At 44.9% G+C, this 13,644-nt stretch carries 12 protein-coding genes; all 12 read left to right on the top strand.

Annotation, left to right across the window (positions count from 1 at the left end; all coding sequences use genetic code 11):
- Positions 1-113 precede the first annotated feature (113 nt).
- Positions 114-1,436 carry a hypothetical protein gene (locus tag AB3351_RS22995; RefSeq protein ID WP_371149447.1) on the top strand — a complete coding sequence of 441 codons (1,323 nt, stop codon included), beginning with the start codon at positions 114-116 and terminating at the stop codon, positions 1,434-1,436.
- A 24-nt stretch (positions 1,437-1,460) separates the two neighbouring features.
- Positions 1,461-2,378, top strand: a complete 918-nt coding sequence (locus AB3351_RS22990) for a decaprenyl-phosphate phosphoribosyltransferase (RefSeq protein ID WP_371149446.1) — start codon at positions 1,461-1,463, stop codon at positions 2,376-2,378.
- A 31-nt stretch (positions 2,379-2,409) separates the two neighbouring features.
- Positions 2,410-3,765, top strand: a complete 1,356-nt coding sequence (locus tag AB3351_RS22985; RefSeq protein ID WP_371149445.1) for an FAD-binding protein — start codon at positions 2,410-2,412, stop codon at positions 3,763-3,765.
- Between the two features lie 5 nt (positions 3,766-3,770).
- Positions 3,771-4,505, top strand: a complete 735-nt coding sequence (locus tag AB3351_RS22980; RefSeq protein ID WP_371149444.1) for an SDR family oxidoreductase — start codon at positions 3,771-3,773, stop codon at positions 4,503-4,505.
- A gap of 18 nt (positions 4,506-4,523) precedes the next feature.
- Positions 4,524-4,883 carry an SMR family transporter gene (locus tag AB3351_RS22975; RefSeq protein ID WP_371149443.1) on the top strand — a complete coding sequence of 120 codons (360 nt, stop codon included), beginning with the start codon at positions 4,524-4,526 and terminating at the stop codon, positions 4,881-4,883.
- A gap of 25 nt (positions 4,884-4,908) precedes the next feature.
- Positions 4,909-5,319: a divergent PAP2 family protein gene (locus tag AB3351_RS22970; RefSeq protein ID WP_371149442.1), complete on the top strand. Its 411-nt coding sequence runs from the start codon at positions 4,909-4,911 to the stop codon at positions 5,317-5,319.
- 107 nt (positions 5,320-5,426) lie between these two features.
- Complete coding sequence (locus AB3351_RS22965; RefSeq protein ID WP_371149441.1) at positions 5,427-6,722, top strand: hypothetical protein; 1,296 nt, start codon at positions 5,427-5,429, stop codon at positions 6,720-6,722.
- A 161-nt stretch (positions 6,723-6,883) separates the two neighbouring features.
- Positions 6,884-7,576 (top strand): hypothetical protein, encoded by a 693-nt coding sequence (locus AB3351_RS22960; protein ID WP_371149440.1) that lies wholly within the window; start codon positions 6,884-6,886, stop codon positions 7,574-7,576.
- A 324-nt stretch (positions 7,577-7,900) separates the two neighbouring features.
- Complete coding sequence (locus tag AB3351_RS22955; protein WP_371149439.1) at positions 7,901-9,556, top strand: RCC1 domain-containing protein; 1,656 nt, start codon at positions 7,901-7,903, stop codon at positions 9,554-9,556.
- Between the two features lie 262 nt (positions 9,557-9,818).
- Positions 9,819-11,987 (top strand): copper amine oxidase N-terminal domain-containing protein, encoded by a 2,169-nt coding sequence (locus tag AB3351_RS22950; RefSeq protein ID WP_371149438.1) that lies wholly within the window; start codon positions 9,819-9,821, stop codon positions 11,985-11,987.
- A gap of 231 nt (positions 11,988-12,218) precedes the next feature.
- Positions 12,219-12,773 (top strand): ArsR family transcriptional regulator, encoded by a 555-nt coding sequence (locus tag AB3351_RS22945; protein ID WP_371149437.1) that lies wholly within the window; start codon positions 12,219-12,221, stop codon positions 12,771-12,773.
- A 12-nt stretch (positions 12,774-12,785) separates the two neighbouring features.
- The coding region (locus tag AB3351_RS22940; protein WP_371149436.1) for a Gfo/Idh/MocA family protein at positions 12,786-13,644 on the top strand (859 nt) is incomplete at its 3' end.

The raw sequence follows: 13,644 nt of genomic DNA, 5'->3' as shown, positions 1-13,644 counted from the left end.
ATCCCGATAAGTACCAGTAATATATAGTAGACAAAAACAATTTTGGATTGCCCATACTCTCGTGTAGTCTGATATAATGGTACACGTTCAGATAGACAGAAAGAGGAAATGAGATGAACTGGATCTACATTGGTGTTGTTACAATCATTGGCATAGCCCTGCGTCTCGGTTTCGTATGGACGGTTCCGAACCGGCCCATCTACGACTTTCAGACGTATCAAGATATCGCAACGAACATTTTTTATCACCGTGGGCATACCTATCTCGGTGAGACGATCGCTTTCCAGGGAATGGGCTATCCGACGGCGCTTGGCTATTTCTATCGGCTTGTGGGCAACCATGAGATATGGACCGGCAAGATGTTCAACGTGATCTTCTCTTCGCTGACGATGCTTGTCTTCCTGCTTATTCTGCTGCGGCTGACGAAGCGGAAGTCGATCATCTACCCGGCGTATACGGTACTTGCGCTATTGCCGAACTATATCGCCTATACGAATGTGTTGGGTACGGAAGTATTCGTAACGTTTCTCTTCTGTACGGTGATCTGGCTTCAAGTCTCGTCCTTGCCACGGTATGTGAAGTACCCGCTGCTCGGCATCGCCATTGGTGGTGCGGCGCTGACGAAGCCCTTCTTCCTGGCATATCCGGTCCTGAGCGCTCTGATCGTATGGATGCGTACAAAGCACTGGCGTGAGACGATCATCTGCGGCCTGGTGACAGGTCTTGTCATGGCGGCCGTTGTTGCCCCGTGGACGTATCGAAATTATGAGAAATTCGGAAGATTGATTCCCGTTTCGTACAACTCTGGCTACGTATTGGCCGTCAATAATAATGATCATAATGTAAAAGGCGGCTGGATGCCGCTGAATCAGATCGCTGTCTCGCCCGAGACGAGACAGAAAATGAATGCAATCCTTCAGGATGGCAAGCGCAGCGAGAAGCTGGCCCATGAGCTGGACCCGTTGTTGAAGGAAGAAGGGAAGCGGTGGATTCTCGAGAACCCCGGTACGTTCCTTAAGCTTGGTCTGCTGCGCCTGAACGGAATGTTTTTCGATGGTGCATGGGACATCCGGGCCTGGGCGATGATTGATTTTAAAGGCGAAAACCAGCCGTGGAGTCCTGAGGCCTATGAACGCAACATGAATGCATTCATTGCCGTAAGTGGTGTGATTATATCGCTTTTGAGCGCACTTGGCTTGACGTATGTCCTTTTAAATGTCGCTCCGCTTGTACAGAGCGTCTTCCGTCGTACTGCCGTATCCGATCTGGTGTTGGTTCCGAGTGTGAACCTCTTGTTTTTCCTTGCCGTGCACTTCGTATTTGAAGGGCAGGCGCGCTATAATTTCCCGCTTTTGTTCCTGCTTATTATCGGTGCCGTCACATGTGTGGAATGGCTACGAAATGGGAATAGAAAAGAAATTACAGCGCAGTCGTAAATTATTCTGTATCGAGGTGTATTCATGTCAGGCTCACAACTTCCGACGAATGTAGATGGCAAGCTTCACATTGAAGCCAGTGTGCCGGTCCTGCTGTTCAAGCAGCTGCGCCCCAAGCAGTGGACCAAGAATCTTCTGGTGTTTGCGGCGCTTATTTTCTCGTTTCCCAATGTGAATACCGAGATGCTGGTGCGCTCGGCCGTTGCGTTTTTCTTATTTTCCTTCGTTTCCGGCTGCGTCTACATTCTCAATGACTTTGTAGACCGGGAAGCGGATCGCCAGCATCCGAAGAAGCGGCATCGCCCGATGGCATCCGGGGCGCTGAATCCGTATCTCGCTCTCGTATTCGGTGCGCTGCTGCTGGCAGGCTCCCTTGCGCTGGCTTCGTATCTTGAGCCGCTCTTCGGTCTGGTCCTGCTCGTATACTTCATTATGAACGTTGGCTATTCGCTTCATCTGAAGCATGTTGTCATTGTCGATGTGATGATTATCGCGCTTGGCTTCGTCTTCCGGGCGCTTGGCGGCGGTCTTGTCATCGAAGTGCCGGTGACGCCGTGGTTCTTCATCTGTACGCTGCTGCTGGCGCTCTTCCTTGCGATCAGCAAGCGCCGCCATGAGCTGATCCTGCTTGAGAACAACACCGGCTCCCATCGCAAAGTATTGGACAAGTACTCAAAGGACCTGCTCAATCAGATGAACAGCATCGTTACGACAGCGACCATCATGAGCTACGCGCTCTTTACCTTTACATCAGGTAGAACCCAATACCTTATGGCAACCGTTCCGCTCGTGATCTATGGCATCTTCCGCTACCTGTACCTTATCCATATGGAGGATAAGGGTGGAAGCCCAGAGGAAGTGCTGCTTAAGGACAAGCACATCCTATTCACGGTTATTTTGTATGCACTGTCCGTCATTATTATTTTGAAATATTTCTCCTAAATCGATTAAAGAGGAAGAAGGCTGTACCTGTATGGTAAAACCGGTAAAAACAACACTTGCAGGCTGGGGTAATTATCCGAAGGAAGACGTATTCCTGTTCCGTCCGGACAACGGACGAGATGTCGAAGCTATCCTTCGCTCCGGCCAGCAGTCTAATTACATTGCATTTGGAATGGGGAGAAGCTATGGCGATACCCCATTGAATAAACAGGGCGGGGTGCTGCTGACAACGCAGCTCAACCGCTTTCTGTCTTTTGACGAGGCGACCGGCATCCTTGAATGCGAGGCGGGCGTCACGTTCGAAGACATCATTCATGTATTCCTGCCGCGTGGCTACTTCCTGCCCGTAACTCCTGGGACGAAGTATGTCACGCTTGGCGGTGCCATTGCCAATGACGTGCATGGCAAAAACCATCACATCGACGGCTGTATCTCGACGTTTATTCTTGATTTTCACCTATTGCTCGCTTCCGGCGAGATTATGTATTGCTCCCGTGAACACAATCCCGATGTTTTCTGGGCGACCATTGGCGGCATCGGATTAACCGGCATCATTCTTCGCGCGCGCATTCAACTGGAGAAGGTGGAGAGCGCGTATTATGACGTGCTGTACGAGAAAGCGCCCAACATCGAAAAAGCGCTGGAGCTGTTTGCGGAATCCGATGACAAATACAAGTTCTCCGTTGCCTGGATTGATTGTCTAGGCCGAGGCAGCTCGCTTGGCCGCTCGGTGCTGATGAGAGGGAATTATGCTCCTGCCGCATCTCTTCCGTCCGGCACCGCGCCGCTTACATTGAAGAAGGGCATGAAGTTGGCAGTTCCATTCGACTTCCCGTCCTTTGCGCTGAACAATGTCACGATCAAATCCTTTAACACGATGTATTACGGCATCCACAAAAATGTACGCAAAACGGTGTATTTTGATTCCTTCTTCTATCCGCTCGATTCAATCTACAAGTGGAACCGGATGTATGGGAAGAAGGGATTCGTCCAGTATCAGGCCGTCTTCCCGCCGGAAGGCCGCGAAGGGCTGATTCAGATGCTTGAGCGCCTCAGCAGCTCGAACCGTTCTTCTTTCCTGGCGGTTCTCAAGACATCAGGCGAGCAGAATCCGGGCCTGCTGTCGTTCCCGAAAAAGGGCTACACGCTTGCGCTCGATATCCCGATTAAGGACGACTCGCTGTTTACGTTCCTGCATGAGTTAGACGAGCTGGTCATCCGCTATGGCGGTCGTGTCTATCTCGCAAAAGACTCGGAACTTCTGCCGGAGCACTTCGCCCAGATGTATCCGCGTCTAAAGGAATTCCAGACGATTAAGAACCGCATTGACCCCAATCATGTCTTCTCGTCCTCAATGGCGCGGAGACTGCATATCGTGGAGGAATAAAAATCATGAACATTGTTGTATTAGGAGCTACATCCGGCATCGCGCAGGCGGTCGCTGCCAAGCTGGCGCGTGAAGGCCACCACCTCATTCTGGCGGGGCGGCGCATGGACGAGCTGGAAGCGATGGCGACCGATCTCTCCATTCGCAATCGGGTGGAGGTGTACCCGGCCCCGTTCGATGCGCTTGCCTTTGATACGCATGAAGCGTTCTTCGCCTCCTGCCTGGACCGCTTTCCCCGGTTGGACGGTGTCGTCTTGGCGTACGGCTATATGGAGGATCAGAAAGCGTCCGAGACCGATCTGGCGATTGCCAAACGAACCATTGACACGAACTACACGTCCTGCGTATCCATTCTTAATCTGTTTGCCGCCTACTTCGAGCAGAAGAAGAGAGGCTGGATCTGTGCCATCTCATCCGTAGCCGGAGATCGTGGCCGCCAGAGCAACTATACATACGGCTCATCCAAGGGAGCGCTTGCGCTCTATCTGCAGGGCTTACGCAACCGACTGAGCCCTTCCGGCGTGCATGTATTGACCGTGAAGCCGGGCTTTGTCGATACGAAGATGACGTATGGACAGGAAGGCATGTTCCTTGTCGCCAAGCCGGAGAAGGTCGCAGACGACATCTACAAGGCGATCCGCAAATCGAAGAATGTGCTGTATACGCCGTTCTTCTGGCGCTGGATCATGCTGATCATCCGGCTTGTTCCGGAATCAATCTTTAAAAAACTGAAGCTATAGGGAGAAGGAGTTTAACCTGTGATACAGTGGATTGCATTGGCATTCGCCATCGTATTGAATGCGGCAGCCAACATCCTACTTAAGGTGGCTGCCCGCTATGCGCAGGAGATGGAGAGCGGGGCTCATCTGCTTGTGAAATTGTTTTTCAACCCGTATTTATTGATGGGCGTCATCTCATTCGGCTTGGCTCTGGGCGCTTATAGCTACTCGCTGACCCGATTTCCGCTCAGCGTAGGCTACCCGCTCATGACAAGTCTTGGACTCATCATCGTCTCGCTGTTCTCGTTCTTTTTCTTCGCTGAACAGTTCTCGGCAGGCAAAATCGCGGGAACAGCGCTCATTATTATCGGCGTGCTCTTAGTAGCGCGTTCCGCTTGAACTTGTATAGAAAAAGGAGAACAGCATGCTGTATGCACTTGCGCCGTTTATCGGCTGGTTTGTAGCAGGAGTTACGAAATTCTGCGTCAATTACTTCCGCTTCGGCTCTGAGGCCAGAAGCCGGATCGGCAACGGCGGCTTCCCCAGCAACCACACGACCATCATGACGACCACCGTCATGTTCATCGGCTTCCATGACGGATTTGCGACCCCGATGTTCGGTCTTGGGGTCGCCGTTACGTATATTGTGATTATCGATGCGATGGGCCTGCGCCGTCATGTGGGCCGCCATGCCGAGCATCTCAACCGTATGAACGGTAAGGAACCGACACATAAGAAGCTCAGGGAAAGCATGGGACATAACAGTGTCGAAGTGCTGGGCGGACTCGTGCTCGGATCGATACTTGGCTATATCCTAAGCATTCTACCCTGGTAAAAACAGAGGAGGGAGCCATCATACTGGAGAGAAGAAGTTGGATTGAGGAGTGGACACGGCTTGGCAGGACAAGCTGGATCTACCTTGCATGCATCACCGCTGCAGGGGTGGCGCTTCGCTGCTGGTGGATTCTCAACATTCCGGCCAGACCGGTCTCCGATTTTAAAGTATACAACATCATTGCGACCAATCTATTTAACCATCTGGGCTTTACGCTGCGCGGCGAACCCGTAGCGTATCAGGGCATGGGGTATCCTGCGGCGCTCGGCTACGTCTACCGGCTGGCCGGAGCGCCAGACCCACTCATCGGCAAGTGGTTCAATGTCGCGCTATCGTCTGTCACCATGCTCATCTTCCTGCTTATTCTGCTTCGCCTAACAGAACGTAAATCCATCATCCTCACCGCGTATACGATTATGGCGCTCCTGCCGACATACATCGCGTATACGAACGTACTCGGTTCCGAAGTGCTGCTTACCTTTCTTTTTACCATCCTTGTCTGGCTGCAGATCGCCCGCTTTGACTGGCGCATTCGTATGCCGCTGCTCGGCATCGCCATCGGCCTGGCTGCGCTGACGAAGCCGTTCTTCATCGTGTATCCGATCGTTGCCGGGGTGACGCTGTGGCTCATCACCAAGGATAGGAAGCGAACGCTACTTTCCTTTGCGGTGATGGCTGTGGTTACCGCAACGGTTATCGCTCCGTGGACGTATCGCAACTACGAGAAGTTCGGCGCCTTCATCCCCGTCTCCTATAATGGCGGCTTCGTCCTCTACATCAACAACAACAATCTTAACTATGATGGCGGCTGGATGCCGGCGGAGAAAGTAGATACGTATAGGGAGGTCGTCGGAGACATTAAGCGTGAGTTGGGAGAGTCCAAGGGGCATTATGATTATCGGCGCGGTGAAGCGGTCAAACAAGAAGCGAAGCGCTGGATTCTGAGCCATCCGCTTGAATTCATCAAGCTTGGTGTGCTAAGAGTCGAGGCTACCTTTTTTGCCGGGGCCTGGGACCTTCGTCCGTGGGCGATGAATGAGCTGAAAAACTATGAAAAAGCAGAACACAGGGCGAGCGGTAAGCCCTTCGATGAGGCGCAGTTCGAACGCAGCATGGGCTCCTTCCTCAGCATCAGCAGCATTCTGGTGTATGCCTTATGTGCCGCAGGTTTTCTGTATATTTTGGCATTCACAAAGCGTGTCATAGTGGACATCTTCCGCAGGCAGGAGCGTACCCCGACGCTGATCGCCATTCCTGTGCTAAACGGCGCGTTCTTTGTCGCCATCTACTTCGTATTCGAAGGACAGGCACGCTACTGCTTCCCGATTCTCTTTATTTTCATGGTCTGTTTGGCCGTGCTGATTGATGCCCTACAGCGAAATTTTGTAAGTAAAAAAGCATAGAAAGGACGAGACAATTGTACGATTGCGGTTGTCTCGTCTTTTTTTGTACGATTTTATTGGGTAAATTTTTAAAATATATCCTGAAACTGTGATTTAAGGGAGTACTTTCAGGGTAAAAGCAAGTTAGCAAGCTACATACAGAGTCATAGGAGGAATGTAAGATGAAGTTGAAAAAGACTGCATTATCATTAGTTGTATGCTCACTCGCATTCACACCCGCGGCCTTTGCGCAGGACAACAAGGAGGATATGACACCGAAGCCGGGCAAAGCGATTGCGACCTATGAGCAGTTAAATGAATGGTTGAAATCGAAAGGCTCCAGCAGCACCGTACCAACAGGACACATTCCGACAGTCGAAGAAATCAATATGGCGTTAAATGACATGAAAGTGTCGCGTGACAACAAGCTCGCAAGTAAAGACCTTGGCAACGGATTCAAGGTGGAGATGGAAGTATTCAACACGATGCTGCCGGTAAAAGTACCGACATACATTCCGTATAAGGACGTACAGGGCAAAAAGCTGGAAGCCGCAACCGCGACCGGTGTCGTTCGCATCATGCATAATGACCTGACATTATATACGCTGGCCGCCAATTCCTCCGAGTTCCTCTATGACGGTGAACGTGTGATCGACTTTAAGGACGCACCGCCAAGCCAGGACCCGCGCACATTAAGCTCAACGAATGATCGTCAGGAACAGTATCTCTACTATACAAGTCCATTTGAGAAGGATACGATTGTTGATGCGCGATTCCCTTGGTTGACAGATACTGAAAATGTAATCACAGGTCATCTTGAGCTCCGTTTTAATGGAACAGGTAATTATTATATTACAAATGTAAAATTTCAATAAAGAAGTAAGTAAAAAGGGGCTGTCTAAAAAGTTCCTTTACGCGTAAAATGCACACAGAGCAAAAAGCCAAGAATGTTGATTTAATAGCATTCTTGGCTTTTCCTTTTATCAAGGTTTCGGTTGAAATATGACTTTTCGGACAGCCCCTTTTATAGTTAAAGTTATCATATATCAAGATTATTAAATTAAATTCAGTTCTAGTATAGAAGGATTTAACTTTACTAATGACATTTGTAAGAAAATAGGTCGAATATCTTCTAAAAGTACGTTAACATAGAGTAAAATAGTAATGAATGTATTATTTAGATGAAAGAGGTATGAGTTATGAATAAGAAAAAAGTCTGTATTCAGACCTTTGCAATTATTAGTTTGGTTTCTGGCGCAGTAACTTCAAATATTCCTATGGCTTCTGCACAACAAATTAAGTCTGAAGCATTTTCAATGGTTAGTGTACAGGTGGAATCAGGTCTGGACATTAAGACAAAACTGCCTTTTAACACAAAGTTAGTTATTCGTTTTAATTCTCCCATTGAGCGTTACACAGTAGATGATAGTGCCCTATTTGTAACTGATGAATTTGGTAACCATGTATCTATTACTAAATCAATCATAGACCAAGACAAGACAATCATTATAAATCCCCCTAGTAGTGGTTATGTACCAGGTCGTACGTATACTCTACATGTAAAAAACGAAATTTATGCGAAGACAGGCAAGAAGCTTACTCAAGCAGTGAAACAAGTCTTTAGAATTCAAAATGAGGTTGTTAATATTCAAGGAAACAAAGCACATACTTTCTTTATTGGAAGTCAGGGAGAAGTATGGAAAAGCGGACAAGATGGAGTTCTTTCAACAGAAGAAAAGAACAAGCAACAGACTGCTCCGCAGCCGTATAAGGAACTAAAAGATATAGAAACTATTGTTAATGGGAAAACACATTTTCTTGCTTTGAAGAAAGATGGAACAGTCTGGGCATGGGGAGAGAACAAATCTGGTGAGTTAGGTAACGGAACGACTGATCCACAAAATAGTCCTGTACAAATAAAAGGGATAGAGAATATAAAAACAATTATTGCCGCTAACGATGCTGATGGAAAAGGATATAGCATTGCACTTGAAGAGAATGGAACGGTCTGGACATGGGGAAGTAATCAGTATGGTCAACTAGGTATAGGTGATTGGAATGGAACTGCGGTTATGAAGCCTGTACAAGTACAAAACCTTCGGGATGTCGAATCTATTACAAGTGGTGTAGGTAACGTATTTGCAGTAAAGAGTGATGGCAAGGTATACGCTTGGGGTGATAACCGTTTTAGTCAGCTTGGAGATGATTCTACACAGACGCGTTATCTACCAATACAAATTGACAAGGTAAAAGAGATTGATTCAATTGTGGCAGGTAAAAACCATACTTTAGCATATCAGAAGAATGGAAACGTTTATGCCTGGGGGAATAATGAGTTTGGTCAACTAGGCAATGGTACTAGTTCGTCCAGTGATATACCAGTACAGGTCAATGAACTTTCAGGTGTAAAAAAAATTATTGTGATAAATAATAGCAACTTTGCACTTAAGAATGACGGAACAGTGTGGGCATGGGGACAAAATGAAAAAGAACAACTAGGTGATGGAACAAAGATGTCTCGTTTTATACCATTTAAGATAAATAATCTCAGTCATATTCAGGATATTACTATAGATGAGAAGAGTGGATTGGCGTTAGATGAAGAAGGAAAAGTGTGGACGTGGGGGCTTGGACAGCAAGGGAGTTCTACAGAGAGGCCTAATAATATTATTGGAAGTACTCCGGTTCAAGTTAATAATCTTACTAATATCAAAAGCATTTATGCCAAATCAGAAAGTTATTTTGCCATAGGGATCGACGGTTCTATTAGTACATGGGGAGAGAATAGTTATGGTCAGCTTGGAGATGGAACAAATAAGGCTCGTACTGTGCCTGTAAAAGTTCCAGCTTTTTAAATGAAAACTTATATATACCTGCGCTAAAGAAGAAATTTTATATCTCTAAAATAGCTTAGTAATAAAATCCTTAGAGTTCCATTTCTAGGGATTTTTTCTTACGTCAAAGAGTAATTATTTTTATTGACCGCACTATACTTTGTATATATAATCCAAATATACTAATTGTTAAGAAAATTAATTGAAAGGAGGTATACAACTTATTGATAGCGCTTTCTTTATTGTTTGAAAGTACAATATTTTAAAAATTTAGGAGGAAGCCATGAATAAGAAAAGTAAGTTACATAGTGTTCTAAAAGGGAGTGCTGTTACCATCCTCACTGTACCACTAACTGTAGGTCCTTGGGCCTCTGTTTCTTCTGCTAATAGTAATAACTATGTGGACCGCGTTATAAACGTCACTTCTGATTATAATGCCGCAGGCAATCCCATAGTAAGTCTTTATGTAAATGAAGATGACTTTGATTTTACCACTGGAGATACATTTCGTGTTACATTACCGTCAGGCGTAGAGTGGAATAGCCCAGTCCCAAGTAATGCCACTATTATAAACAAAACGAGTAAAGTATTAGAACTTTCCCCATCTGGCTCGATAGTAAACAATGATAATGACAAATCAGATAAAATCCAAATTCCTTTAGATGTTAAAATGAGTGGTGCAGCAGGAGAAATAAAAGTAAAAGTAGAGCCGATGGATAGTACTATCTCAGGCGGTGAATATACATTCGCTGTTATCCGAACAGGTAAAACTAGTGCAATCGCCGATTCAGTTGAATCGATTGGAGGCTCAGAAGCAAATGGTGGAGTCATTCGTATTGAGGAGACGGCAGCAGGGCAGGTGAAAAGAGGAGCTTCTTCAGTAAAATTCCAGCTACCTTCTCAATATGAATGGAAAAATATATCATTGAAAGGGAGCGGTGGATTTGAAGGGGCTTCACTATCAAATATTGTAATCGATGAAAATACTTTAACAGCTACATTAAATATTCCTGCAGGAAATACTAATCGCGGATTTCTCTATGTTACACCACGAATTAAAGCAAAAAGTGATGCTCAGACAGGAAATGTTCCAGTTTCGATTTCAGGTACAGAGTTAAGTGATGCTGAGGTAATAATAGCTAAATATCAACAATGGGGAGCAGTTATTAAGGTAGAACAAGTCAATCAAATTCTCTCTAGTAAATTTGATGACAAAAAGGTAGTAAAGATGACAATTGAAGAAACCTCACCAGGTGCCTTTATAGGAGGGCGGGAAGTAGAGGTAGAGTTCCCGAATACAGTTAAGATTGTAGGAACCATGCTTCCAAATGGAAGTATTGCCCGTCAGGTCATTAATTACTCCGGAAGTGATGTAAATGGTATGGTTAATAGTGACAGTAACAGAGTTACCTTCTCTATTCCTTCTGCTCCGTCAAGTAGTAAGCGTAAATTGATATTTGAAGCAGCGATTGCTGTTAAAACAGGTACCTTTGGCGAAATTCAAGCTGAGATACAAGGAGCTGGAATTGAAAAACAAAGTGTATTGGTAACTAAAGTGGTTCCTCCGGTGGTTCCGAAATCTGCCGCAGAAGGAAAACTGAAGATTGGGCTGCAGGGACAAGCCATGCCTGATGTTTTTCTCGCCGAAACTATGCCAAGAGCCATTAAACAAAGCGTAGACTTAGGACCCCTTGGAAAAACGAATGGCTATGTTCTGGTGTATTTTCCAAAAGGCGTAACATTTACAACAACACCGAAGGTAGAAGTAATTGAAGGGGATATGAAGATTGAGCCAGGTTCGGTTCAGGTCGTTAAAGCAGAAGGCGTATCAATAAAACCGGAAGATATGGAAGAAGCGCTAAAGTTCGATATTAAGGGAGAAAGTACCAAACCTTCAAAAATTCGAATCTCTAATATCCAACTTGGTGTAAATCGTAGCTTACCAGAAGGCACGCTTGAAGCTAAGATTGCAGGGACAGCCCTTTCACATCCATTTAATAGTAAAACATTTAGTATTACTTCGGGTTCCAGCTTTAAAGTTGCAAATGTTATCACTCCAGCCCCTAATGAAACAAGAGTAAAAGGTTCGTTTGTGATTGGAAAGACAACGTATACAATAGGTAATGTGGAAAAGTCAATGGACATAGCACCATATATTAAAGATAATCGCACATACTTGCCAGTTCGATATGCAGCAGAAGCATTGGGTATAAGTGAAAGTAATATTGTTTGGGATCAAGCTGCTCAGACGGTCTCATTGCTTAGTGGAGATAAAGTGTTACAAATTACGATAGGTAAAAAAAGAATTGTTGTAAATGGGACAAGTATTCCGACAGATGTAGTTCCAGAAATTAAAAGTGGGCGTGTAATGCTTCCTATTACCCATGTTGCTTTGGCTTTGGGAGCGAAAACGAACTGGAACGTTGAGAACAAAACGGTTACGATAGAATAGCTAGTAATTCATTGTTAATGGTGACAACGTTTATGAATGAATATTCAATCACCCCCTCTTAATAGAGGGGGTGATTTAGTATACTGCTTATTAATTTCGACAAAAAATTAAATTTTAAATAGCAACTAATGATAATGATTGACGTCTAAAGAACTAATGAGTAAAATAATTACTCGTAAATGTTTTACTTTTTCTGTATGATTTTGAAATGTTCTTCCTGGAGTGAATCAATTGTTAGACTATTTAATCACATCAAAAACAAGAATTAAATTATTGTTAAAATTTTTTTTGAATACTGAAGCAAGTGGGTATCTACGTTCGTTAGCTGAGGAGTTTGGGGAATCTACTAATTCTGTTCGTGTGGAGTTAAACCGTCTTACTAAAGCAGGGTTAATAGAGATAACGAATACAGGAAGAACGAAAGTCTATAAGGCTAATAAGAAGCATGCCTTATTTAATGATCTACATAACATTGTTAAAAAATATGTAGGGATTGATCGATTGGTCGATAATGTATTGTGCGAATTAGGAGATGTAGAACTTGCTTTTATTGCAGGAGATTATGCGGCTGGAATTGATTCAGGAAGAATTCAACTTATTATTATAGGTGCTGTAGACGAAACTTATTTATCCTTACTGACCGAAAAAGCAGAGCGTTTGATCGAGAGAAGGATAGAAACAAGAGTTTTTAGAAGAAGTGAGTTGGAGTATGTCCTTAAAGATTTTAAGGATAAAAATATATTGGTGGTTTGGGGAATGAATCATCATTTTAATATCTCAGAATAGGAGCGTAGGTTTATGGTAGGTTTTGCTGTTATAGGATGCGGTCATATTGCTAGAAAACATATTGAAGCAATCGAAAAAACTAGTAATGCACAGTTAATAGCGGTATGTGATACAAACGTAGAGCGCATGGAAGATTTTGCGAAAGAGTATGAGGTTGCTGGTTACTTAGATATTGAAACAATGTTTCAAAGTGAGCCAAATATTAATGTGGTAAGTATATGTGTTCCAAGCGGTCTTCATGCAAAATTAGCAGTTCAGTCAGCTCATCATAAAAAGCATATTGTAGTAGAAAAGCCTATTGCTCTTACGCTTGAAGATGCTGATTCAATAATTGAAGCTTGTAATGCAAATCAGGTTAAACTTACTGTTGTCCACCCGAATCGCTTTCGCCCTGCTGTTATGGCTTTAAGGGAAGTGATGGATAATAAATTATTCGGAAAAGTAAGTCATGCTAATGCAACAGTTAGATGGAATAGAAATCAGGCATACTACGACCAAGCTGCCTGGCGTGGAACAAAAGAGTTGGATGGCGGAGTTTTGATGAATCAGGCAATACATAATCTAGATTTGCTTTTATGGTTAATGGGCCCGATTGAGGAAGTGCAGTCATATACTGCAACACGCCTACGGAGTATTGAAGCGGAAGACGTGGCGGTAGCTATCTTAAAGTTTGAAGATGGTTCTCTTGGAATAATTGAAGCAGCTGCTACCGTCTACCCGAAAAACTTTGAGGAATCGCTTAGCATTTTTGGGGAAACGGGAACAGCTGTTATCTCCGGTCGTACGGCAAACTGGATTAAACATATGATTTTTGAGGGCATGTCGGAGGAAGAGACGGCACAGCTCATCAATCAGATAGAGCAGGACCCAT

Origin of the sequence: Aneurinibacillus sp. REN35 (assembly GCF_041379945.2) — a bacterium.
In the GTDB taxonomy this organism is placed as follows: domain Bacteria; phylum Bacillota; class Bacilli; order Aneurinibacillales; family Aneurinibacillaceae; genus Aneurinibacillus.
The sequence above is the reverse complement of the archived record's forward strand: the minus strand, read 5'-3'. Positions and strand labels throughout refer to the sequence as shown.